Origin of the sequence: Streptomyces sp. NPDC052016 (assembly GCF_044548445.1) — a bacterium.
In the GTDB taxonomy this organism is placed as follows: domain Bacteria; phylum Actinomycetota; class Actinomycetes; order Streptomycetales; family Streptomycetaceae; genus Streptomyces.
This window is the reverse complement of sequence record NZ_JBIUBX010000037.1, coordinates 1-22,580: the sequence shown is the minus strand read 5'-3', so window position 1 is coordinate 22,580 and position 22,580 is coordinate 1. Positions and strand designations below refer to the sequence as shown.

The 22,580-nt window shown below is 73.2% G+C and carries 15 protein-coding genes, 2 tRNA genes and 1 pseudogene; 6 read left to right on the top strand and 12 right to left on the bottom strand.

What is annotated here, in order from left to right:
- Nucleotides 1-52 precede the first annotated feature (52 nt).
- Together ACIHAR_RS35725 and ACIHAR_RS35720 are read right to left on the bottom strand one after the other, a co-directional pair.
- Nucleotides 53-937, bottom strand: a complete 885-nt coding sequence (locus ACIHAR_RS35725) for a DUF2797 domain-containing protein (protein WP_400023377.1) — start codon at nucleotides 935-937, stop codon at nucleotides 53-55.
- On the bottom strand, nucleotides 861-1,277 hold the full coding sequence (locus ACIHAR_RS35720) for an HGxxPAAW family protein (protein WP_365465538.1): 417 nt from the start codon (nucleotides 1,275-1,277) through the stop codon (nucleotides 861-863). The genes ACIHAR_RS35725 and ACIHAR_RS35720 overlap by 77 nt, the downstream gene beginning before the upstream one ends.
- Before the next feature lie 114 nt (nucleotides 1,278-1,391).
- Between ACIHAR_RS35720 and ACIHAR_RS35715 the strand changes: the two genes are divergently transcribed.
- The gene (locus ACIHAR_RS35715) at nucleotides 1,392-1,883 is read left to right on the top strand and encodes a MarR family transcriptional regulator (protein ID WP_365465534.1); all 492 of its coding nucleotides are present in this window, start codon (nucleotides 1,392-1,394) and stop codon (nucleotides 1,881-1,883) included.
- A gap of 631 nt (nucleotides 1,884-2,514) precedes the next feature.
- Here ACIHAR_RS35715 and ACIHAR_RS35710 read toward each other — a convergent pair.
- A complete protein-coding gene (locus ACIHAR_RS35710) occupies nucleotides 2,515-5,322 on the bottom strand; it encodes an AAA family ATPase (RefSeq protein WP_400023374.1) in 2,808 nt (935 codons plus the stop codon).
- 232 nt (nucleotides 5,323-5,554) lie between these two features.
- Between ACIHAR_RS35710 and ACIHAR_RS35705 the strand changes: the two genes are divergently transcribed.
- Complete coding sequence (locus ACIHAR_RS35705; RefSeq protein ID WP_400023373.1) at nucleotides 5,555-6,754, top strand: epoxide hydrolase family protein; 1,200 nt, start codon at nucleotides 5,555-5,557, stop codon at nucleotides 6,752-6,754.
- Nucleotides 6,755-6,898: 144 nt separating this feature from the next.
- Here the strand turns inward: ACIHAR_RS35705 and ACIHAR_RS35700 are convergent.
- Nucleotides 6,899-6,971, bottom strand: a tRNA-Arg gene (locus ACIHAR_RS35700).
- A 222-nt stretch (nucleotides 6,972-7,193) separates the two neighbouring features.
- Nucleotides 7,194-7,284 (bottom strand) — tRNA-Ser (locus tag ACIHAR_RS35695).
- A 157-nt stretch (nucleotides 7,285-7,441) separates the two neighbouring features.
- Here ACIHAR_RS35695 and ACIHAR_RS35690 point away from each other — a divergent pair.
- On the top strand, nucleotides 7,442-7,939 hold the full coding sequence (locus tag ACIHAR_RS35690) for an SSI family serine proteinase inhibitor (RefSeq protein ID WP_400023372.1): 498 nt from the start codon (nucleotides 7,442-7,444) through the stop codon (nucleotides 7,937-7,939).
- A gap of 256 nt (nucleotides 7,940-8,195) precedes the next feature.
- Entirely contained in the window at nucleotides 8,196-12,857 is a 4,662-nt protein-coding gene (locus tag ACIHAR_RS35685) for a PAS domain-containing protein (RefSeq protein ID WP_400023369.1), read from the top strand.
- Nucleotides 12,858-13,170: 313 nt separating this feature from the next.
- Here ACIHAR_RS35685 and ACIHAR_RS35680 read toward each other — a convergent pair whose 3' ends face one another.
- Nucleotides 13,171-13,782 carry a TetR family transcriptional regulator gene (locus ACIHAR_RS35680; RefSeq protein WP_365465519.1) on the bottom strand — a complete coding sequence of 204 codons (612 nt, stop codon included), beginning with the start codon at nucleotides 13,780-13,782 and terminating at the stop codon, nucleotides 13,171-13,173.
- Between the two features lie 130 nt (nucleotides 13,783-13,912).
- On the opposite strand from ACIHAR_RS35680, the gene ACIHAR_RS35675 reads away from it, so the two are divergent.
- On the top strand, nucleotides 13,913-15,172 hold the full coding sequence (locus ACIHAR_RS35675) for an MFS transporter (protein ID WP_400023368.1): 1,260 nt from the start codon (nucleotides 13,913-13,915) through the stop codon (nucleotides 15,170-15,172).
- A gap of 355 nt (nucleotides 15,173-15,527) precedes the next feature.
- On the opposite strand, the gene ACIHAR_RS35670 is transcribed toward ACIHAR_RS35675, so the two are convergent.
- The 6 genes and pseudogenes from ACIHAR_RS35670 to ACIHAR_RS35645 form a co-directional block, all read right to left on the bottom strand.
- Nucleotides 15,528-17,171, bottom strand: a complete 1,644-nt coding sequence (locus tag ACIHAR_RS35670) for a long-chain fatty acid--CoA ligase (RefSeq protein WP_400023415.1) — start codon at nucleotides 17,169-17,171, stop codon at nucleotides 15,528-15,530.
- Between the two features lie 155 nt (nucleotides 17,172-17,326).
- Nucleotides 17,327-17,875 carry a SigE family RNA polymerase sigma factor gene (locus ACIHAR_RS35665; RefSeq protein ID WP_365465514.1) on the bottom strand — a complete coding sequence of 183 codons (549 nt, stop codon included), beginning with the start codon at nucleotides 17,873-17,875 and terminating at the stop codon, nucleotides 17,327-17,329.
- 259 nt (nucleotides 17,876-18,134) lie between these two features.
- Entirely contained in the window at nucleotides 18,135-19,301 is a 1,167-nt protein-coding gene (locus ACIHAR_RS35660; RefSeq protein ID WP_400023366.1) for a lipid-transfer protein, read from the bottom strand.
- Between the two features lie 158 nt (nucleotides 19,302-19,459).
- Nucleotides 19,460-19,834, bottom strand: a pseudogene (locus tag ACIHAR_RS35655) (MaoC/PaaZ C-terminal domain-containing protein); the annotation flags it as partial.
- On the bottom strand, nucleotides 19,831-20,754 hold the full coding sequence (locus tag ACIHAR_RS35650) for a bifunctional MaoC family dehydratase N-terminal/OB-fold nucleic acid binding domain-containing protein (RefSeq protein WP_400023364.1): 924 nt from the start codon (nucleotides 20,752-20,754) through the stop codon (nucleotides 19,831-19,833). The gene ACIHAR_RS35650 and the pseudogene ACIHAR_RS35655, both read right to left, overlap by 4 nt.
- Before the next feature lie 197 nt (nucleotides 20,755-20,951).
- On the bottom strand, nucleotides 20,952-21,266 hold the full coding sequence (locus tag ACIHAR_RS35645; RefSeq protein ID WP_400023363.1) for a hypothetical protein: 315 nt from the start codon (nucleotides 21,264-21,266) through the stop codon (nucleotides 20,952-20,954).
- Between the two features lie 349 nt (nucleotides 21,267-21,615).
- On the opposite strand from ACIHAR_RS35645, the gene ACIHAR_RS35640 reads away from it, so the two are divergent.
- Nucleotides 21,616-22,494 (top strand): bifunctional DNA primase/polymerase, encoded by an 879-nt coding sequence (locus tag ACIHAR_RS35640; RefSeq protein ID WP_400023361.1) that lies wholly within the window; start codon nucleotides 21,616-21,618, stop codon nucleotides 22,492-22,494.
- The last annotated feature ends 86 nt before the right edge of the window (nucleotides 22,495-22,580 follow it).

Sequence of the window (22,580 nt, the reverse complement as noted above, 5' to 3'; positions counted from 1 at the left end):
TCCCCATTCCCCCGGCCCTACCGCACGGCCGGTGCAACCGGCGCCGCCGTCGTCAGAACAGCCCGTCCTGGTGCCGGCGCCCCGGCTTGAGGTCCCGTACCGGCAGGCGGACTTCCCCGCCTCCCTCGGTGGCCGTCACCGGCAGCAGCTCCCACCCCCGCATCAGCCGCGTGTCGAGCACGACGACCTTCTCTCCCACCGCGAGGTGCAGGTCGGGCCCGGCGGCCGACACCAGCTCCCCGCTCAGGGCACCCCCCGCGACGAGCTCGCCGACCTCCCCCACGGCGGCGGGCGCGCCGGCCAGCCCGAACACCCCCATGTGATCGACGGATCGGAAGGGCTCGCGGACCAACGACTCGGGCCAGCCGCCCAGTTCCACGGCGAGGGCGTGCAGTTCCCTCAGCTCACACGCTCGTTCCTCCTCCCCGCCGGGCAACTCGGCGCGGACCGCGCGCTTCTCGGCGTACGGGATCCGGTCGGGCACGCGCAGGGCGGCCCGCAACAGCTCCTCCGTACGCCGGGCGGCCATCAGCGGCCCCGTGCCAAGCCAGCTGAAGCAGACCGCACCCTGCTCCAGCAGTCGCACCGGCCCCCGCTCGACGGCCGTGATCCCGACCTTGACCAGGCCCGGCCCGAACCACGCCAGGTAGACGCGGTACGGCCGCGGATCGTCGGCGATCCCGTCGGCGGCGACGGAGTGCGCCCGGTCCAGCCGCGCGCACTCGTCGCACCGAGCGCCCGTGCTCCTCCCCGGGACGACCGCCCGCACCGGGCACGGATGTCCTCGAGCCCCCACACATCCGCGCACGCCCCCTTCCGCGACCCCGAAGGCCACCCGCTTCCCCCACGACAGCGGGCTCCTACGCCCCCCGTCCCACATCAGCGCGGGCCCCTGCGCCGACCACCGCAGCCCCGCGCACTTCCACGCCTGTGCCATCACCCACCACGCTAGACGCCGCCACTGACAACGCCCCCTCGCCGCCCCGCCCCCGCCCGGCGAGCCGGCACCCCAGGCACCCCGGGTGCCCGCCCCGGGCGTGCGGGTCCCGCACCCCCATCCCCCACTCCGCCCGCGGCCGCACGCCCGGCGGCTTACCCCACCCGGTGAGATGCAGGGCCCAGGTGACCAGCGCGCTCAGCCCCACGATCCCGAGTCCCACCCCTATGAGGACACCGGACACGGCACACACTCCGACCCCCGCCACGGAGGTGCCGACGGTCGCGATGGCGACGCCGGTCCAGCCGGCGACCGTATGTCCTTCGTCGTACAGCGCCATGATCCCTCACGATCTAAGAAGTTGATGACACAAACCTCTTACAAGGTAAGAGAAAGGGAAAGCAGATAACAAGGACCCAGCACGAACCGACTGCAGAGGGAGCAGCCCCCCGCGATGACAGCCCAGCCACCACCCCGTCCCCCCGCCACCCCCGCACAGGCGCTGTCGGCGATGGACGACCTCATCGCGGCCCACCTGGTCGGCCAGCAGGAGATGGCCCAGCGCCTGGGCCTCAACGTCACCGACCTCACCTGCTTCGCCTACGTCCTCCAGGCCGGCGAGAACCTCCTCACCGCGGGCGAACTCGCCACCCGCGTGCACGTCACGACCGGCGCGGTGACCGGCATCCTCAACCGCCTCGAACGCGCCGGTTACGTCACCCGCCGCCCCGACCCGCACGACCGCCGCCGGGTCCGCGTGGCCGCCGAACCGGACGCCGTGGCCCGGGCCCACGCCCTGTACGGCCCGTACTACGACCGCCTCAACGCCCTCTTCGCCGACTACTCCCCCGACGAGATCGCCGTCCTCACGGACTGGTTCACCCGCGCGAAGGCCCTGGCGAACGCCTATCGCGAGGAACTGCGGGACCAGCAGGACACCGACTGACACCGACCGGCGCCCACCCCGCTCTTGGAAACACACGTGCCCTGGCCCGCACCGAAGACGGGCTGCGCCGCCTGACGGGCACTCACCCGGACGACCGCCGCAGGGAGGACCCCGCGGGGGAGGGCTCCTCGCCAGAAGGGGATCGCCTGTGCGGCACGGGCCGAGGAAGATGTGCGCCATGGTGGAAGCGGCGGGACCGTACACGGATGGCCCCGAAGTGTGGGCCGAGCGTCTGAGCCGGACGTACGGCTTGACAGCACCCGACGACGTCGAGCGGAGAGCGGCGCTCGCCCGGCTGGACGCGGCCCGCGCGGGACGTCCCCGTGGCGCACCAGGCCCGACCGGGCACGCCACTCCCCGAACCCATGGGCCCGCCTGCACGCAGGCTACGTACTCCGGCTCCTCGACCACCCGGAGCTCCCCACCTCACGGCACGTCTGGCGAACCTGGCTCGCGGACCACCGGTCTCGCTGACCGGTCTCGACATGGGCGGAGGGTCCGTGGTCTTGCGGGACGATCGGCGGCGGCGATCAACGGTCAGCATCTGCCGTCGTTGCCGTCGGAGTCGCCGCCAAGCCGGCAGCGGCCCGAAGCGCCACGCGCCGCTCCCCCAGAGGACGTCCGCGGCTGGTCAGACCGTCGGCACCCCCCGTTCCGGAGTGGACAGCACTGAGCGGAGCTGTCTGCGCGAGCTGATGCCGAGCTTGGTGAAGACGTTGCCGAGGTGCCACTCCACCGTGCGTGGGCTGATGAACAGTTGGGCGCCGATCTCGGAGTTGGTGTGGCCGTCTCTGGCCAGCCTGGCGATCTGGGCCTCCTGGCCGGTGAGTTCGGAGGTGGCGCCGACCGTCCGCTTGCGTACGGTCTCTCCGGTCGCCAGAAGCTCCCGGCGAGCGCGCTCAGCGAAGCCGTCGGCTCCGATGCGGCTGAACGTCCCGTAGGCGGAGCGCAGTTGGGCACGGCTGTCCTGGCGGCGGTTCTGGCGGCGCAGCCACTCGCCGTACAGCAGACGGGCGCGGGCCAGGTGGACGGTGACTCGGCATCGTTCGAGACGCTCGATCGCCTCCCGGTAGAGCGCGTCGGCGGCGTCGGCGTCCCGGTCGTCGCTCAGGAGCGCGCGCGAGCAGGCCTCCGTGCCAAGGGCCCAGTCGGTGCCGCTCGCGCGGGTGCGTTCGGCGAGCTTCTCCAGCGCGGACGCGGCGGTCTCCGGCTGCCCGCTGCGGGCGGCCGCCTCGATCAGTTCGACCAGGGCCCAGCCGAAGAAGCCCAGATCCTCGTACTGGCATACGCGCTGTGCGGCTGCCAGGGCGTCCTCGTAGCGGCCGAGGCCGTTGTACAGCACCGCGGTCGCGTATTCGGCGAGGCCGAGCGAGCGTCCCTCGCCCCGGGAGACCACTTCCTCGGCGGTGGTCCCGATGAGGTCCAGCGCCTGGGACTCCTGTCCCCGCAACGCGGCGAGGACCAGGGACGTGTACATCATGGGCGTGCCGCCGGTCGCCTCCGAGATCGCCGTCGCCTCGTCGATCAGACCCGCCGCGGTGTCGAAGTCGCCGGCATGCGCGTGGAAGCACGCCTGGTAGGTCAGCGCCATCGGGAGGACGGCGAGGGCACCCGCTTCGCGGGCGATGCCGACGGCGCCGGTCGCCAGCTCCTGCCACGCCTCGTCGTCCCACAGCTCCGGTGCGAGAGGCTCGGGTATCACCCGGAACGCCAGCCACAGCCAGCGCCTGTCCGCATCCGTCGCGCCGGACCTCTGCTCCTCCCGGACGACGTGCAGTGCACGCCTGAGAGCGTCGACGCCGACGGCGTGGCCGTCGATGATCAGACCGGCCATGGCATCCAGGAGGACGTCGACCATCCGCGGCGGCGAAGACGGCGGCGGCCCGGTACGGGCCGCCTCGGCCACCTGCCGCTGCCCGGGCCCTGTGCTCAGACGGCCGGCGAAGACAGCCGCACCGACCGCTTCCAGCAGGGTGTCACGGGCGAGGACGGCGTCGAGAGGCGCCAGCCGGTGCGCGGCGTCGAGCAGAAGCCGGGGCGCGTCGCTGCCGCGCACCTGGGAGAAGACCAGTCGGGCTCGCAGCCGCTCCAGCCGAGCGCGCTGCAACTCGTCGAGAGGGCCGGCCTCCGCCGCCGCCAGCATGTTGTGGGCATGAACGGCCCCGCCGGCGTCGATCTCGGCCTGCGCTGCGGCCAGTGCACGAGTGACGCGGCGTGCGGGATCGGGCGTCAGCTCCGCCGCCCGCCGCAGGAACGAGGCTGCCGCAGCGGCTCCTCCCCGGCCTTGGGCCCGGCAGGCCGAGCGCTCCAGATCGGCGGCGGCGCTCTCATCGGGCCGGGCGGCGGCGTGAGCGCGATGCCACGCCCTGCGATCGGGATCAAGGTGGGGATCGGTGGCTTCCGCCAGTGCTCGGTGCGCCGCCCGGCGGTCCGGCGCGGATGTCCTCTGGTAGATGGCCGAGCGCACCAGGGGGTGGTGGAACCGCACCCTGGTGCCGAACTCGACCAGTCCTGCGGACTCGGGCGGCGCTGCGGCGTCCGCCGGTATCTCCTGCAGGCCAGCCGCACGCCACAACAGGTCCACGTCCCCGGTCGGCTCGGCCGCGGCGATCAGCAGAAGCCGCCGGCTGTCCTGCGGAAGCGACCGGAACCGCTGATGGAACGCGGTCTCGATACAGCTCGCCACAGGGCGCGTGCCGGGAAGCCAGAACCCGCCCGCGAGCTCGGCAGGCGCGAGCGCACGCGGCAAGGTCAACAGGGCCATCGGGTTGCCGTGCGCCTCGGCCACGATCCGGTCCCGTACCAGCGGGTCGAGCGGCACGCGGACGGCCGACGTCAGCAGGGCACGTGCGTCGGGCTCGCTGAGGCCCTCGACGGTCAGCTCCGGCAGACCCGCCAGCCCACGATCGTCGTGGGCGTCCCGCACGGCGAAGATCAAAGCCACCGGTTCGGCCATCAACCGCCTGGCGACGAACGCCAGCACCTGCAGGGACCCGTCGTCGAGCCACTGCACGTCATCGACGAGGCAGGCCAGCGGCCGGTCACCGGCGGCGCCGGCGAGCAGACCGATCACCGCCAGGCCGACAAGGAACCGATTCGACGCCTCGCCCTCCCGTAGTCCGAAGGCGACGGAGAGCGCATCGCGCTGTGGTGGGGGGAGCTGGTCGAGCCGACCCAGCATGGGTGAGCAGAGCTGATGGAGCGCCGCGAACGGGAGCTCCATCTCCGACTCGACGCCCGCGACACCGACGACACGGAACCCGACGGCCCTGCGCTCCGCGTGGTCCAGCAACGCGGTCTTGCCGATCCCCGCCTCACCGCGCAGGACCAGAACCGCGCTGCTGCCCGCCCGCGCCGTGGCCAGCACCCGCTCGAGCGCGGCCAATTCCCTCCCCCGGCCCCTCAGTGCGACGTGGGAATCCACGGCCGGCATGCCCATGGGTCGCCCTTCCTGCCGCCGATCGGTGAGCTGATGCGATCTTATTCCCTTCGGTCTCCTTTGAGGGTTTTGGGGGTTATGCGAGCTCTGACCCGCCCCCGGGTCCGGCCCCGGGTCCGGCCCCGGGGTTTCCCCTGGGGCGATGCGCGTCGGCCAGGTCCAAGGTGGACGAGTCAGCGACACGGCGTCGCTGGCTGTTGAAAGCCACTGACCACAGCAAGGAGACCCCCACATGTCTGGCACTTCCGCGTCGCCGGAGATACGGCCGTTCACCTTCGACTTCCCCGAGGCGGAGCTCGAGGACCTGCGCCGGCGCATCGAGGCCACGCGTTTCCCGGAAAAGGAGACCGTCGCGGATCAGTCCCAGGGCACGCAGCTCGCCACGATCAAGGAGCTCGCGCGCTACTGGGCGACGGAGTACGACTGGCGCAAGGTCGAGGCGAAGCTGAAGGCCCTGCCGCACTTCATCACCGAGATCGACGGGCTGGACATCCACTTCATCCACGTCCGATCGAAGCACGAGAGCGCTCTGCCGCTGATCGTGACGCACGGATGGCCGGGTTCGGTCGTCGAGCAGCTGAAGATCATCGAGCCGCTCACCGACCCCACGGCCCACGGCGGGGACGCGTCGGACGCCTTCCACCTGGTGATCCCGTCGATGCCCGGCTACGGGTTCTCGGGCAAGCCGACCTCGACCGGCTGGGGTCCCGAGCGCATCGCACGCGCCTGGGCCGAGCTGATGAAGCGCCTCGGCTACACGAAGTACGCGGCGCAGGGCGGCGACTGGGGTGCGGTCGTCACGGACACCATGGCCCTTCAGCAGCCCGAGGGCCTGATCGGCATCCACACCAATATGCCCAAGGTGGTTCCGCCCGCCATCGAGCAGGCGATCGTGGCCGGCAACCCGTTGCCGTCCGACGTCACCCTCGACAACGACGAGGAGATGGCGGCGGTCGAGCAGCTGGGCTTCGTGTACCGGCACGTCTACTACGCCTACATGATGGGGTCGCGTCCGCAGTCGCTGACGGCGCTCGCGGACTCTCCTGTCGGTCTGGCGGCCTTCCTGCTCGACCACGACCGGGACAGCCTGGCCCTGATCTCCCGGTCGTTCGCCGGAGAGAAGGAGGGCCTGACGCGTGACGACGTCCTGGACAACATCACGCTGTTCTGGCTGACGAACACGGCGATCTCCGCGGCGCGTCTGTACGCGGAGAACACGAGGCCGTTCTTCGGCGCCCTGGGCGTCACGCTCCCGGTCGCCGTGAGCGTCTTCCCCGATGAGCTCTACCAGGCTCCGAAGAGCTGGACGGAGGAGGCGTACCCCAACCTCATCCACTACAACCGGCTCCCCAAGGGCGGCCACTTCGCGGCCTGGGAGCAGCCGGAGCTCCTCGTCGAAGAGGTCCGCACGGGCCTGCGGTCGCTCCGCTAGCGGCTGAGGCACCGCTGGGTCCGGCATGATGACGGCGGCACGGCCGGTATCCCGGTAGCCGTCTGATCGACTCGCGAAAACGGTCGCCGTCACCGGAAAAGCCAGAGGCCCTGTGGATCGCTCCACAGGGCCTCTGATCTGTTGTGCACTCGGCAGGATTCGAACCTGCAACCTTCTGATCCGTAGTCAGATGCTCTATCCGTTAAGCTACGAGTGCTTGTCTTTCTTCTCTTTTTCGTCTTCCGCTCCCGGCCCTTCCGGCCCGCTCGCGGCGACAGGAAGAACATTACATGACTGCCGCCGTCATGTGAAATCCGATTCGCACACCCCTTGCGACCTGCGCAAACGTCCATATGGGGGTGCTGAGGGGGCGCGGTGAGGCTCTTCGGGGAGGGCAACGACGAAGCCCCGGTCGGGATGACCGGGGCTTCGTGTGGAGCGGAGGCGGAGGGATTTGAACCCTCGATGGGCTTTAAGGCCCAAACCGCATTAGCAGTGCGGCGCCATAGACCGGACTAGGCGACGCCTCCAGCACAACCGCTCGCGTGTGTGCGAGTGGTGCGTGCAGATGATGACACAGTCGAGCGTCGTGTCACCAATCGGCCTCTACGGTACTAGGCAGGCGGGCCACAGGGCAAAGGCCTTGCCGGGGCGGAACGTCGCCGGGGTCGGGGCGTTGGTCAGGTCATGTTCCAGGTCACACCGCTCCGGCGGCTCGCTCTCGCCGTATCCGCCGCGTCCGTCTCCCTCGGCGGCTCCCTGGCCGTCGGGTCCGGGCCGGCCGCTGCCCTCACATCCCCGGGCGTGTTCCTCAGGCCCCCGGGCGTGTCCCTCACGTCGCCGGGCGGCGGCGATCACCTCGTCGTCAGCGTCAAGGGGGCGGGAAACGGAGCGGACGGGAGGTTCGAGGTGCGCTGCCACCCGGGCGGCGGGAGTCACCCGGACGTGTCGGGGGCCTGTCGCGCGCTGGACCGGAACACGAGGTGGGGGCGGGACGCCTTCGCCCCGGTGCCGGACGGCAGCGTGTGCACCATGCGGTACGGCGGGCCGGCCACGGCGCGGGTCACCGGGCGGTGGGCCGGGCGGGCCGTCGACGCGACATACGACCGCAGCAACGGGTGCGAGATCGCGCGGTGGGACCGGTTCGTGCCGCTGCTGCCCGCCGTGGGGGCGGCCGCACGCTGACCGGCGGGGCGGTGATCCCTCGCGCGCACAGCCTTCCCACGGCAAAAGCACTGGTCCCGTAAACGTCGCGCGCAGGTCCCGCGAAGCCGGAGCGGGCGGTCATACGTTCTGGGTCACTTCGTCGTGCGAGCTCCCTCTCATCCGGCGCCGCGAGCGCCGCCCCAGCCCTTAGACTCCCTCGCGTGACACGCTGCGGGACGGTTGGCAATATGGCCCGAGCGGTCGGCAAGGTGCGGTAACAGGGAGGAAGCGACTCGTGAGCAGCAGGCCATCCCGAGGCGCTGCTCGCCTCGCAGCCATACTCGACGCTCTTCCCGACGCGTTGCTGCTGGTCAACGCCAACGGGACGGTCGTCAACGCGAACACGATCGCGCTGGAGGCCTTCGAGGCGCCGGGGACCGCGCTCGTCGGGCGGGGGCTGCTGGACCTGCTGCCGGAGTTCGACTCCAAGCTGATCCCGGGGTCCATGCGCCGGCCCGACCACATGGACCCGCGCGGGCGGACCAAGCCGACGCGGATGATCGCCCGGCGGACGGACGGCTCCGAGTTCCCCGTCGAGGTCACCAGCGCGAACCTCGAGAACGGGCAGCAGGCCTACGACAGCTACGGCTACGCCAACGACGAGCTGCTCATGCTCGTCGTACGCGACCTGTCGGGAACCGTCGACACCGAGGCGGAGCTGGCGCGTTCCCAGCGGCAGACCGAGATGATCCTGCGGGCCGCGTCCGAGGGGGTCGTGGGGACGGACACCGACGGGCGGATCGTGCTCGTCAATCCGGCCGCCGCGCAGATCCTCGGCTACCGGGCGAGCGACCTCGGCGGCAAGGAGCTCCACACGCTCATGCTGCACTCGCGCGCCGACGGCTCCCGCTTCCCGTACGACGAGTCGCCGCTCGCCGACACCCTGCGGTCCGGGCGCAAGCACCGGGTGCGCGGGCAGGTGGTGTGGTCGAAGGCGGGCGACAAGGTCTCCGTCGATCTGACGACCGCGCCCGTGCGGGACGGCGACCAGCTCGTCGGCGCCGTGATGACCTTCACCGACCGGCGGCTCTTCGACGCCCTCGCCGAGGAGAAGACCGCCCAGGAGAAGAGGCACGCGCAGGAGCTGGAGAAGCTCTCCGAGGAGCACGCCTCCGACCTGACCGCACTGCGCCAGCAGCACGTCACCGAGCTGGAGGAGCTGCGCGAGCGGCACGCGGAGGAGCTCGCCGCCGGCGAGGAACGCTACGCCGCGCTCGGCGAGCGGGAGAAGGACCGCTACGAGGCCCTCGCCGCCCGGCACGACCAGCTCCTGACCCTCCTCGGCCGGTCGCTGCGCGGGCCCCTCGACGAGCTGCGCCGTGAGCTGTCCGCACTCGCCGCGGACGACGCCGGACAGCTGTGGCCCGAGGCCAACCAGGTGCTGCACCACCTGTCGGCGGGTTACGCGCGGATCACCACCCTCATCGACAACGTCCTCGGCTACCAGCGGCTCGACGCCGGGAGCGAGGAGATCAGCCGTACGAAGGTGATGCTCGACGCCGTCGTCGCCGCCGGTGTCGACGGGGCCGTCGAACTCGTGGGGCCGGGGCGGGTGCAGTTCGCCGTACACGCGCCGCCCATCGAGGCCGAGGTCGACGCGCGCCTCCTCGCGACCGCGCTCGCCCACCTCGTGGCCGATGTCGCGGGCGTCGACGCCACCGGCAACGCGCCCGTGTCGGCGGGCGGTTACATGGACAACACGGTGGTCGTGGCCGCCGCGCAGCGCGGTGAGGTCGTCCGGATCGAGGTGCGCGGGCCGTACGCCGGGGGCGACCCGGTGCACGAGCCGATCGTGCGCGGGATCGTGCGGGCGCACGGTGGTGTGCTCCAGACGCACGAGGTGCCGGGGATGAGCGGCAACGCCTACGTCCTCGAGGTGCCGTTGGGCGGTGGTGCGGGGGCGGTCGCCGCCGCACCGGCCGACGTGGCCGCCGCCGGTTCCGCGGTCGCCCTGCCGGCGGGCTCGGCCGGTGAGCTCCCGGCCCCCGCCCCGGAGGCGGCGGAGGCCGCGGACGGTGCCGAGGCCGAGCAGGGCCCCGGCGGGGGGCGGCGGCGGGCCCGGCGGTCCTCCGTGGACGCCTTCCTGGAGAGTGACGTCGCCGGCGCGGGCGGGGGCGCCGAGGCGGAGGCCGCGGCTCCCACCGGGCGGCGGCGTCGGCGGGCGGCGGCGGCCTCCGAGGAGCCGCCGGTCGCGGCGTCGGCGGACGAGGCCGAGACCTCCGCTGGGGCCGGTGGGACCGGGAGGCGGCGCGGGCGGGCGGCCGAGCCGGCCGACGGTGCGGACTCCGGCGCGGCCGGCGTCGCCGAGGGGGCCGTCGTGACGGCCGCCGAGCATGCGGCGGGGACCGCCGCGTCCGGTACGGGACTCGGTGGCACCGTTCCGCCGCAGGGTGTTCCCGCGCCCGGCGGACGGCGGGCGCGGCGTGCCGCCGACGAACCGCAGGCCCTGCCGGCCGCCCTGCCCGCGCTCGCGGGCGGCGAGGCGGGCGCTCCCGCGGAGCAGACGCAGCCGACCGGACGCCGGCGGCGGGCGCTCGCCGCGGCGACGGAACGTGCCGCCGCGCAGGAGGCCGGGCCCCGCACGGTGTTCGCCCTGCCGCCGGCGGAGGCGGACCGCTCGTCCGACGGGACGGGCGGGGTCGTCGAGGCCCAGGCGGTGGGACAGATTCCGGGACAGGTTCCGGGCGCGATGCCGCCCGGGGCGTCCCCGGTTCCCGGGCAGCCGGTTCCCGGACAGCCCGTTGGCGGGCAGCCCGTGGGCGGGCAGCCGATTCCGGTGCCGGGACAGATGCCCGCGCCTGCGCCGGTTCCCGTGCCCGGGCAGGCCCCGGTTCCGCCGCAGGCGCAGGTGCCCGCTCAGGGCACGTCCCAGGAAGCGCTGATCGACCACGGCCGGCACGACGCCGTTCCGCACGACCAGGCCGAGGACCACACCCCGCCGCAGCCGCATCCGACGAACGCTCCGACGGGCCGTCGGCGGCGGGCGGTGGCCCAGCCGACGGCGGAGGCGGCGGCAACGGCCCCGCCGCTTCCTCCGGGGGCGGTTCCCGCGCAGGCTCAGGGTCATGCCCAGGCTCAGCCTCAGGAAGGTGCCGGGCAGACGGTGCCCGTGCCGGGGCAGACGGTGCCTCAGCAAGGACAGCAGCCGGTCGCGCAGGCCCGGCCGGGGGCGGCCGTACCGCAGCCCGGCGGGGTCGTGCCGGCGCAGGGTCGCGCGCCACAGGGTGCGGTTCCGGGTGGCGCGGTTCCGGGTGGACAGGCCGTTCCCGGTCAGCCGGTCCCCGGTCAGCCCGTGCCCGCACAGTCGGTCCCGGGTGGGCCGCTGCCCGGGCAGCCCGTGGCCGCGCAGCCGCTCCCCGGCCCGTCGGCCGCCGGTCACCCGATCCCCGGGCAGCAACCGGCACCCGGTCAGACCTCACCCGGCCGGCCGAACCCCGCCGCGCCGGTTCCCGCCCCGTCGGCCCCGGAGCAGCCCGCCGCGCATGCCCCCGCGGCCCCGCCCGCCCCGGGTCAGCCGCTGCCCGCCGAGGCGGCCTCCATCCCCGCGGCTTCCCCGATGTCCACGCCGAGCACGGGCACCCCGCTCCCGCCCGAGGCCGTCGCACAGCCGCGGGCGGCGCAGCCGCTGCCCGCCGAGGCCGCCGCCGCGCCGGTGGACCCCAACTCGACGCAGGGACGGGCCATCAGCGTGCGGACCCTTGGCCAGGGGGTGCCCTTCACCCGCCAGGCCGCCCAGGTTCAGCAGGTCCAGCCGCCCCAGTCCACGGCGACCCCGGCGCCGCACGCCCCCGGTGGTTCCGGGCGGCGCCGCAAGCTGGGTACGCCGCCGGACCCGGCCTCGCGGCCGGAGCAGTCGGCCCGGCCGCACCCGTCGGCCGAGCAGCCCGCCGTACCGCAGCCCGCCGCGCCGCAGGCCCCGGCGGCTCCGCAGGCCCCGGCGGCTCCGGTGGCGCCGCAGCCGGCCGTACCGCAGCCCTCGCTCGCGGGCCAGCCGCTTCCCGGGCAGCCGACCGCCGGACCGGCGCGGGTCGCGCCCGGGACCGAGGGGGCCGGGCGGTCGTACGCCATAGGGGCGCCGGACGAGAACGCCGCCGAGGGGCCGGAGCCGCTGGACGGACCGGGCGGGGCCGTCGAGGTGCCCGATCCGCCGCGGCCGGTGCCGATGGACGACGAGCTGCCGCCGGAGCCGCTGGACAACCCGCGTCGGCTGCTGGTGTGGCCGGCTCCCGACGTCAGTACGCAGCAGGCGCTCAGCGACCGTGGGTACCGGCCGGTGATCGTGCACTCGCGGGAGGAGGTCGACGCGCAGATCGCCGCCTTCCCGGCCGCGCTGTTCGTGGACCCGCTGACCGGGCCGATCACGCGGACCGCGCTGCAGTCGTTGCGGCAGGCGGCGGTGGCCGCCGAGGTGCCGGTGCTGGTCACGGCCGGACTCGGACAGGCGTCGCGCGACGCGGCCTACGGCGCCGATCCCGCCGTACTGCTGAAGGCGCTCGCGCCGCGTGACAGCGAACAGCACCCGCCGCGGGTGCTGCTGATCGAGGAACACGCGGAGATCGCGCTGGCGCTGACGGCGACGCTCGAGCGGCGCGGGATGCAGGTGGCGCGGGCGGCAAGCGACGCGGACGCGGTCACCCTGGCCTCGCAGCTGCGGCCGAACCTGGTCGTGATGGATCTGCTGCAGGTGCATCGGGGCCGGGCCGGGATCATCGACTGGCTGCGGGCGAACCAGCAGCTCAACCGCACCCCGCTGGTCGTCTACACCGCCGCGGTCGACCAGGCCGACCTGCCGCGGCTGGCCTCCGGCGAGACGGTCCTGTTCCTCGCGGAACGGTCCACGAGCGCGGAGGTCCAGTCCCGGATCGTGGACCTGCTCGCCCGGATCGGCACCAACTGACGGCCCGTACGCCCCCATAGGGGCGCGGGGAACTGCGCGACCAACCACCACGCACCCGCACGCAACCCCCGGCCGCACCACCCGACGGAGTGGACCCGGCACAGCCCCGCACAACGCCCCCATAGGGGCGCAGGGAACTGCGCGACCAACCACCACGCACCCGCACGCAACCCCCGGCCGCACCACCCGACGAAGCGGACCCGGCACAGCCCCGCACAACGCCCCTATAGGGGCGCGGGGAACTGCGCGACCAACCACCACGCACCCGCACGCGTCCGACGTCCGACACCTCACCCGCCACCCCGCGGAGCGCTCAGCGTGCGACCAGCCGTCGCGCCGCCTCCTTCACGGAGTCCCGCAGGCGCGCCCGGTCCTCGTCCCCGGCGCCGACCAGGATGCGGCTCATCTGCGGTACGACGGTGGCCCAGTTCGCCAGCGCGACCAGCAGGAACAGCAGGTCCGGGGCCGGGATCGCGTCGCTGATCACCCCGCGGTCCTGGCCGTCCCGGACCGCGGCGACCTTGCGGGCGTAGTGCTCCTGCCGTTCCGTCTCGTCGGGGAGTTCGGCGCTGCCGTACTCGATGCCCTCCCAGTAGAGGAGGCGCAGCAGTTCGGGGTGGGCGGCGTGGTAGTCCATCAGGCGGTCCATCCAGCCCTCGACGTCGTCCGGGTCGACGGGGACGGCGGCGGCGAGGTCGACCATGCGGCGGCCGAGGACCTGCGTGAAGAGCTCCGCCTTGTTGCCGAAGTAGGCGTAGATGAGCTGCTTGTTGGCCTTGGCCTCGGCGGCGATGCGGTCGATGCGGGCGCCCGCGATGCCGTACCGGGCGAACTCGGCGACGGCCGCGTCGAAGATCCGCGCCTTGGTGGCCTCGGGGTCGCGGGAGGTCGTGCGCGAGGTGCTGCGGGGCGTGCTCGTTGCCATGGGGACATGGTAGCCGTCAGGTAACCAACTGGTTGGTTGACAGGGAATGGGCGAGCGTCCCAGACTGTTCCACCTCATGTTCCAACCAACTGGTTAGTTGTCAGAGTCGGCTCTAAGGAGCATCTCCGCCATGCCGCCCGCGGTCACCACAAGCACCACCCCCCAGCAGCGCACCGAGCCCACCAGGAGGGCACCGGGAACCGCCGGCCGCCTGCTCCTCCCCCTCATCGCGCTCTGCACCGCCGTCACGGCCGCCAACATCTACGTCGCGGCCCCGCTGCTCCCTCTCATCGCCCGTGACTTCGGCTCCACACCCTCGGGGGTGGCCTGGATCGCCTCCGTCGCCCAGTTCGGTTACGCCGCCGGCCTGCTCTTCTTCGCCCCGCTCGGCGACCGTGTGAACCGGCGCCGCCTGGTCGCCGCCCTGTCCCTCGTCACGACGGCGGCGCTGACCGCCGGGGCCGTGGCCGCCGGGACCACCGCGCTCGCGGCCGCCGTGCTCGTCGCCTCCGCGGCGACCGTCGTCCCGCAGCTGCTCGTGCCGCTCGTCGCCGAACGCGCCCCCGCGCACCACCGCGCCCGCCACGTCGCCGCCGTCATCTCCGGCCTGTTCACCGGGATCGTCGCGGCCCGCGTCCTCGGCGGACTCGCCGGTCAGGCCTTCGGCTGGCGGGCGGTCTTCGTCGGCGCGGCCGTCCTCACCGCGGCGCTCGGTCTGCTGACCGCCGCCGCCCTCCCCTCCGAACAGCGCCGGCCCCGCGAGGGCGGGCTCTTCTCGGGCCTGCGGGCGATGCCGGGCCTGGTGCGCCACTCGCCCGACCTGTGGCGGGCGTGCGTGCGGCAGGCCGGGATGTACGGCGCCTGGAGCGCGCTGTGGACCTCGCTGGCCCTGCTGCTGACCGGCGCCTCCTACGGTCTGTCCACCGCCACCGCCGGTCTCTTCGGCCTCTTCGGACTCGCGGCCAGCGTCGTCGCGCCCCTCGCCGGCGGCCTGGTCGACCGCTTCGGCGCCGCGAAGGTCGTGCGCTCCGCGTATCTCCTCGCAGCCGTGTCCGTGCCCCTCTTCTGGCTCGGCGGTCAGGTGCTCGTGGCTCTCTTCGTCGCCGCGATCGCGATCCACGCGGCCCTGGTCGCCTCCCATGTCGCCAACCAGACCCTCGCCCTGACCACCACCTCCGCCCCGGCCGCCGCCAACAGCGCCTACGTCGTCGCGGGCTTCGCCGGCGGCGCTACCGCCTCGGCCCTGGCAGGCGTCGCCTTCGCCCACTGGGGCTGGACCGGAGTGGTCGCGGTGGCGGGTGTGTGGCTGGCGCTGGGCTGGGGGACCACGGCGGTACGGCGGGGACGGCCGACGCCGGCCGACCGCCGCGCCGACGGCACGGCCGCCTGATCGGCCGAGCCGCTCCCGTCCACCCACCGTGGCGGCGATGCCGCTCCAGCCGGCCAGGAAGCCCTCCCGGGGTGAGCGCGCCACGCCGGCATCGTCCGGCGACAACCCGGCACCACGGCCGCAGACCGCCTCCGCGCGGTCCACGCGAACGTCACCCCAGAAGGCCCTGGCGGGGTGCGCGCACCGCCCCGGCTACGGCCCGGAGCCCCGGCCGCCGAAGCCGCAGACCGCCTCCGCGCGGTCCACGCGAACGTCACCGCTCAGCGTCCGGGCAGGTCGCGGCCGGCCGGCACCGCTCAGCGGGCAGGGTGCAGGGCAGGTCTCCACAGGACCCGCCCGGCGCCCTGCCCGTTCCTCAGAGCTTCGTGACGTCCAGCTCGCCCGCCGCGTACTGCCTGCGCAGCACCTTCTTGTCGAACTTGCCCACGCTGGTCTTCGGGACCGCGCCGATGATCGTCCAGCGTTCCGGGAGCTGCCACTTGGCGATCCTGGCCTCGTCGGCGAGGAACGTGCGCAGGGCCTGGAAGTCGGTGGTGGCGCCCTCCCTCAGCACGACCGTGGCGAGGGGGCGCTCGCCCCACTTGTCGTCGGGGACGGCGACGACCGCCGCTTCGGCGACGTCCGGGTGGGACATCAGCGCGTTCTCCAGCTCGACGGACGAGATCCACTCGCCACCGGACTTGATGACGTCCTTGGCGCGGTCGGTGAGGGTGAGGAAGCCGTCGGGAGAGATCGTGCCGACGTCACCCGTCTTGAGCCAGCCGTCCTCGCTGAACTTGTCGGCGGGGCGCAGGGGTTCGGCGTCGGGGCCGTTGTAGTAGGCGCCGGCGATCCACGGGCCGCGGACCTCCAGCTCGCCCGCGGACTCGCCGTCCCAGGGGAGGCGTTCGCCGCCGGGGCCGGTGAGGCGGGCCTCGACGCCGGCCGGGAAGCGGCCCTGGGTGAGGCGGTAGGCGAACTCCTGGTCCGTGCCGACCGCCTGGGCCGGCGGGCGGGCGATGGTGCCGAGCGGGGAGGTCTCCGTCATGCCCCAGGCGTGGCAGACCCGCATGCCGAGGTCGTCGAAGGCGGTCATCAGGGAGGGCGGACAGGCCGAGCCGCCGATGGTGACCTGGGTGAGGGAGGAGACGTCCCGCGGCTTGGCGGTCAGCTCGGCCAGCAGGCCCTGCCAGATGGTGGGGACGGCGGCCGCGTGGGTGGGCCTCTCGGTCTCGATCATCTCGGCGAGCGGCGCGGGCTGCAGGAAGCGGTCCGGCATCAGCATGTTCACGCCGGTCATGAAGGTGGCGTGCGGCAGGCCCCAGGCGTTGACGTGGAACTGGGGCACGACGACCAGGGACGTGTCCTGGTCGGTCAGGCCCATCGACTGGGCCATGTTGACCTGCATGGAGTGCAGGTAGATGGAGCGGTGGCTGTAGACCACGCCCTTGGGGTCACCCGTGGTGCCGGAGGTGTAGCACATGGCGGCGGCCCGGCGTTCGTCCAGCTCGGGCCAGTCGTAGGCGGTGGGCTTGCCTGCGATGAGGTCCTCGTACTCGTGGACCCGGGCGCTCGCGCCCTCGAGGAGGGAGCGGTCACCGGGGCCGGAGACGACCACGTGCTCGACCGTCTTCAGGTGCGGGAGCAGCGGGGCCAGCAGCGGCAGCAGCGAACCGTTGGCGATCACGACCCTGTCGGCCGCGTGGTTGACGATCCAGGCGAGCTGCTCGGGGGGCAGACGCAGGTTGAGGGTGTGCAGGACCGCGCCCATGGAGGGGATCGCGAAGTAGGCCTCGACGTGCTCGGCGTTGTTCCACATGAGGGTGGCGACCCGGTCGTCGTCCGCGACCCCGAGGTCCTCGCGCAGGGCGTGCGCCAGCTGTGCGGACCGGGCGCCGATCTCGGCGTAGGAACGGCGCTGCGGGGCGCCTTCGCCGGTCCAGGTGGTCACCTGCGATGTGCCGTGGATCGCCGACCCGTGGGTCAGGATCCTCGAGATCAGCAGCGGTACGTCCTGCATGGTGCTCAGCACGGCGTCCTCCCAGGTGCGGCGACATTGCCTACGCGGTGGTAACGGGTTGCGCTGATTCTGCGCACATACCGCGCGGTATGTCACTAGGGAACGACGATCGATCAGGTCACGTTCAAGCGCGCGTAAAACGGCACTTCGGCGCGTTATCGAACAACGCCCAGCTCAGGATCGTCCCGAAGCTTGCCGAGGGCCCGGGAGACCGCCGACTTCACCGTGCCCACCGAAACCCCGAGGACCTCCGCCGTCTGGGCCTCGCTCAGGTCCTCGTAGTACCTGAGGACGACCATCGCGCGCTGCCGGGAGGGCAGCTTCATGATCGCCCGCCACATCGCGTCGTGCAGCGCCTGCCGCTCGGCCGGGTCCTCGTCGCCGGGCCGAGGCTCCGGCTCGGGCAGCTCGTCGCAGGTGAACTCGTCCACCTTGCGCTTGCGCCACTGCGAGGTGCGCGTGTTCAGCAGGGCCCGGCGGACGTAGCCGTCGAGCGCCCGGTGGTCCTCGATCCGCTCCCACGCGACGTACGTCTTGGCGAGCGCGGTCTGCAGCAGGTCCTCCGCGTCGCTCGGGTTCGCGGTCAGCGACCGGGCGGTGCGCAGCAGCACCGGCTGACGGGCTCTGACGTACGACGCGAAGGACGGGTACGGAGAAGGCCGCGTCATGCCGTTCGAAGCGCTGGTGCAGACGGGTGTGGTCATGGCTCAACGCTAGGAGCGGACCCCGGCCCCGCGGATCGGCCGGAGGTGCCGAAGGGGAGTCCGCCTCAGGTTGTAGGGGTGGTGCCGGCTCCACCTCCTGAAGGTGGACGAGGGGGCGCCGGCTACTGCGGGATCACCCCTGCGGGTCGGGCGCCGGCTACTGCGGGATCACCCCTGCGGGTCGGGCGCCGGCTACTGCGGGATCACCCCTGCGGGTCGGGCGCCGGCGGTAAGGGTGGGGCAGCCCGGGGACGCGGGCTCAGCCGTCGGCCGCCAGCACCAGCCCCGACGTCGGCACGCCGGTGCCCGCCGTCACCAGGGCCCGGGCCGCGGCCGGCACCTGGTTCACGGACGTGCCCCGGAGTTGCCGTACGGCCTCCGCGATGCCGTTCATGCCGTGCAGGTAGGCCTCGCCGAGCTGGCCGCCGTGGGTGTTGAGCGGGAGGCGGTCCTCCGCGACGTACGCGGCGGCCTCGCCGGGCGGGCAGAAGCCGAACTCCTCCAGCTGCATCAGCACGAACGGGGTGAAGTGGTCGTACAGGATCCCCACGTCGATGTCGGCGGGTGCGAGGCCGCAGGTGCGCCACAGCTGGCGGGCGACCACGCCCATCTCCGGCAGGCCGGTGAGGTCGTCGCGGTAGAAGCTGGTCATCTGCTCCTGGGCCCGGCCGGCCCCCTGGGCGGCCGCGGCGACCACGGCCGGCGCACGCCGCAGGTCGCGGGCGCGCTCCACCGAGGTGACGACCAGTGCCTGGCCGCCGTCCGTCTCCTGGCAGCAGTCCAGCAGCCGCAGCGGCTCGGCGATCCAGCGGGAGGCCGCGTGCTCGGCGAGGGTGATCGGCCGTCCGTGGAAGTACGCCGCCGGGTTGGCCGCCGCGTGCCGGCGCGCCGTGACCGCCACGTGCCCGAACGCCTCCGGGGTCAGCCCGTACGCGTACAGGTAGCGCTGCGCCGCCATCGCCACCCAGGAGGCCGGGGTGAGCAGCCCGAACGGCAGCGTCCAGCCGAGCGCCGCGCCCTCCGCCGACGGTTCGCGGTACCGGACGCCGGAGCCGAAGCGGCGTCCCGAGCGCTCGTTGAAGGCGCGGTAGCAGACGACGACCTCGGCCAACCCGGTGGCGATCGCCAGCGCCGCCTGCTGGACGGTCGCGCAGGCCGCGCCGCCGCCGTAGTGGACGCGGGAGAAGAAGGACAGCTCGCCCATGCCGCACGCCTGCGCCACGGTGATCTCGGGGCTGGTGTCCATCGTGAACGTCACCAGCCCGTCGACGTCCGCCGGCCGCAGCCCCGCGTCGTCCAGCGCCGCCCGCACCGCCTCCACCGCCAGCCTCAGCTCGCTGCGCCCCGAGTCCTTGGAGAACTCCGTCGCCCCGATCCCGGCGATCGCCGCCCGCCCGCCGAGCCGGTCCCGCGTCCGGACGCTCACTCCGCCGCACCTCCGGCCGGGCCGGGAAGGGGGTGGGTCACGGCCACGGGAACGGCTCCCGGAACCGCTCCGGGCACGACTCCCGGAACCGCTCCGGGCACGACTCCCGGAACCGCTCCGGGCACGGCTCCCGGAACGGCTTCGGAAACCGCTCCGGAAACGGTCACGGTGACCGTGCCGGTGACGTGCCGTCCGATGCCGTTCTCGCCGGTGACCCGCACCACCGCCCTGTCTCCGTCGACCTCCTCGACCGTGCCCCGCAGCACCATCGTGTCGCCGGGGTGGTTGGGGGCGCCGAGCCGGATGGCGACCCCGCGGAGCACCGCGGTCGGGCCGAAGCGGTCGGTGATGTAGCGGCCCACCAGGCCGTTGGTGGTGAGGATGTTCATGAAGACGTCCGGCGAGCCCTTCGCGCGAGCGGCCTCCGGGTCGTGGTGCACGTCCTGGTAGTCGCGGGAGGCGAGGGCGCCGGCCACGATCAGCGTGCGGGTGATCGGTATCTCCAGCGGCTCCAGCTCGTCCCCGGGGCTCATGCCGCCACCCCCTGGAAGACCGGCAGCACCAGCTCCTCGTCGTACCGCCGGAAGTCGAGCCGCACCGGCATCCCGATCCGGATTCTGTCGCACGGCATGCCGACGACGTTGCTCACGATGCGCACGCCCTCGGCGAGTTCGATCAGGGCCACCCCGTACGGGCCCGCCGGGCCGGCGGCGTGATCGGGCTCCGCGAAGGCGGGGAAGGGCGGGTGGTGCACCACCACGTACGAGAAGACGGTCCCCTCGCCGCTCGCCTCGACCGTGTCCCACCCGGGCGCCCCGCACGTGCCGCAACCGGGGAGCCAGGGGAAGCGGAGGGCGGCGCAGGCGGTGCAGCGCTGGATGAGGAGGCGGTGTTCGCGGACGCCCTCCCAGAAGCCGGCGTTGTCGCGGTTGACCACCGGGCGGGGGCGCCGCTCCCTCGGTTCCCGCCGTGTGGGGGCGTACTTGAGGATGCGGAAGCGGTGGGTGCCGGCCAGTTCTCCGGCCACGCGGACGTCCGTGCGGGTCGTGACGAAGTAGCCGGTGCCCAGCTTGGTCGTCTTGCGGCCCGACACGGACTCGATCACCGAGTCGAAGGTGACCTCGTCGCCCGGCCGCAGGGGACGGACGTACTCCTGCTCGCAGTCGGTGGCGACGACCGCGGTGCAGCCCGCCCCGTCGAGGAGGCCGAGCAGTTCGTCGTAGGCCCCCGCGCGCCCGCCCGCGTGACCGCCCAGGCCGCCCATGGTCCACGCCTGGAGCATGGTGGGCGGGGCGATCGCGTCGGGCCCGGTGTACGCGGGGTGACGGTCGCCCATCGCCTCGCACCAGTGCCGGATCATGGGCGCGTTGACGGGGTCACGGCCGGTTCCGGAGACGGCGGCGGGACGGCCCTCGTAGGCCTTCAGCCGTGCCTGGAGTTCGTCGTCGTCCACGGCCGCGCTCCTTCCCACAACCGGCCCGAGAGATCCTGGCGGGACGGTTTCTGACTGTCCGTCAGATATTCGGGCCTGTCAAGGTCACCCGAGCACGTCCGCGCGGCGGCGCCGAAGCACCGCCGCGCGGACGCGTCACCTCCCCCAGACACACGCCCGGCACGAAGACGGCAGAGCCCGAGCGCCGACCCCCGGGGTCACCACCACAGCGGCGTGAAGGCGACCTCCGTGACGCTGTTGCCCTGGTTGACGGTCGTGAGCGGGGAGTCGTCGACCTGGGCGGTGTTGCTCTGGTTCGAGGCACCCGCCCCCACCGCGTTCTGCTGCGCGGTGGAGGAGTTGCCTTCGTTGTCGCCACCGACACCGCTGCCGACGACGCTCGCGACGCCCGCGTTCGATCCGTCGTCCGCGATCGCGCCGTTGTCCGCCGCCGCGACGCCGGTGAAGAGCGCGGCTGCCAGCGGAAGGGCGGAGACGGCGGCGATGACGCGGGCGGTACGGATGCTTGCCATGGTGTTCCTCCAGAACCATTCGACTTCGGGCAATTACGGCCTGTGCCAGGACAGTTGGCCGACCGTCCCGGCGCTGTGACGACGTCGCGAGACCAGAGTTGCCCACCGAATCCCTGCCGAACCACCTCAGAAGCGATGATTAGCACGCAAGCGTGATGAGAAGTCGATAAACCCCGCAAGCTATCCACATATCCCGATACACCCCAAACTCTATGATCTCGGACAGTCACCCCCTCAGGCCCCACAAGGGGGGAAGCGTTTCAGCACACCTTCAACCCTTCCGCCCGTTCGCGGCGCGCCGCACCGACCCACTCTTCCCTTTTTCGAACGCGTGTACGAACATAGAGCCATGGCCACCACCGACCGGTACCCCCGGCAGGCCACCACGCTGGCCCTCGCCCACGCCCTGTCGGCCGCCGAGCGCGGCCTGGCCGTCATCCCCCTGTCCCGGACGAAGCTCCCGGCCCTGCGCTCCCCCCACCGCGACGACCCGACCGCCCCGCCCTGCCACGGCGAGTGCGGCCGCCCGGGCCACGGCGTCTACGACGCCTCCACCGACCCGGCCCGCATCCGCGCACTCTTCGCCGCCGCCCCCTGGGCCACCGGCTACGGCGTCGCCTGCGGCCTGCCCCCATACCACCTCATCGGCGTCGACCTGGACACGAAGTCGGGCACGGACTCGACGGCCGCCCTGCGCGAGCTGGCTCTGCGCCACCTGTTCACGATCCCGCCCACGGTCGTCGTCCTCACCCCCTCCGGCGGCCGTCACCTCTGGCTCACCGGCCCGCCCGACGTCGTCGTCCCGAACTCGGCCGGCCGCCTCGCCCCCGGCATCGACATCCGGGGCGCCGGCGGCTACCTGGTCGGCCCCGGCTCCCGCACCGATCACGGCGTCTACGCCACCGCCCCCGGCAGCGCACACCTCGCCCCCGCGTCCTGCCCGCGCGCCCTCCTGCGCCTGCTGCTGCCCCCGCCCCGCAGCCACCACCCCGCATCCCCGGCGGCGGGCGGCGCGCACGGCCACGGCCTGGTCCAGTTCGTCCTCGCCGCCCACGAGGGACAACGCAACACCCGGCTCTTCTGGGCGGCCTGCCGTGCCTACGAGGACGGCATCGGCCCCACCCTCGCCCCCGCCCTCGTCGACGCGGCCGTCCACACCGGCCTCCCCCTCCGCGAGGCCCGCTCCACGGTCGCCTCAGCGGAACGAATGACCCGGCGGGCCGTCTAGATGATCTATTCCAAGGGGTGCCCGTACAGACGTGAACGAGGGTGTCCAAGATCGTTGTGTGACGAACAACCTGGACACCCTCGCGA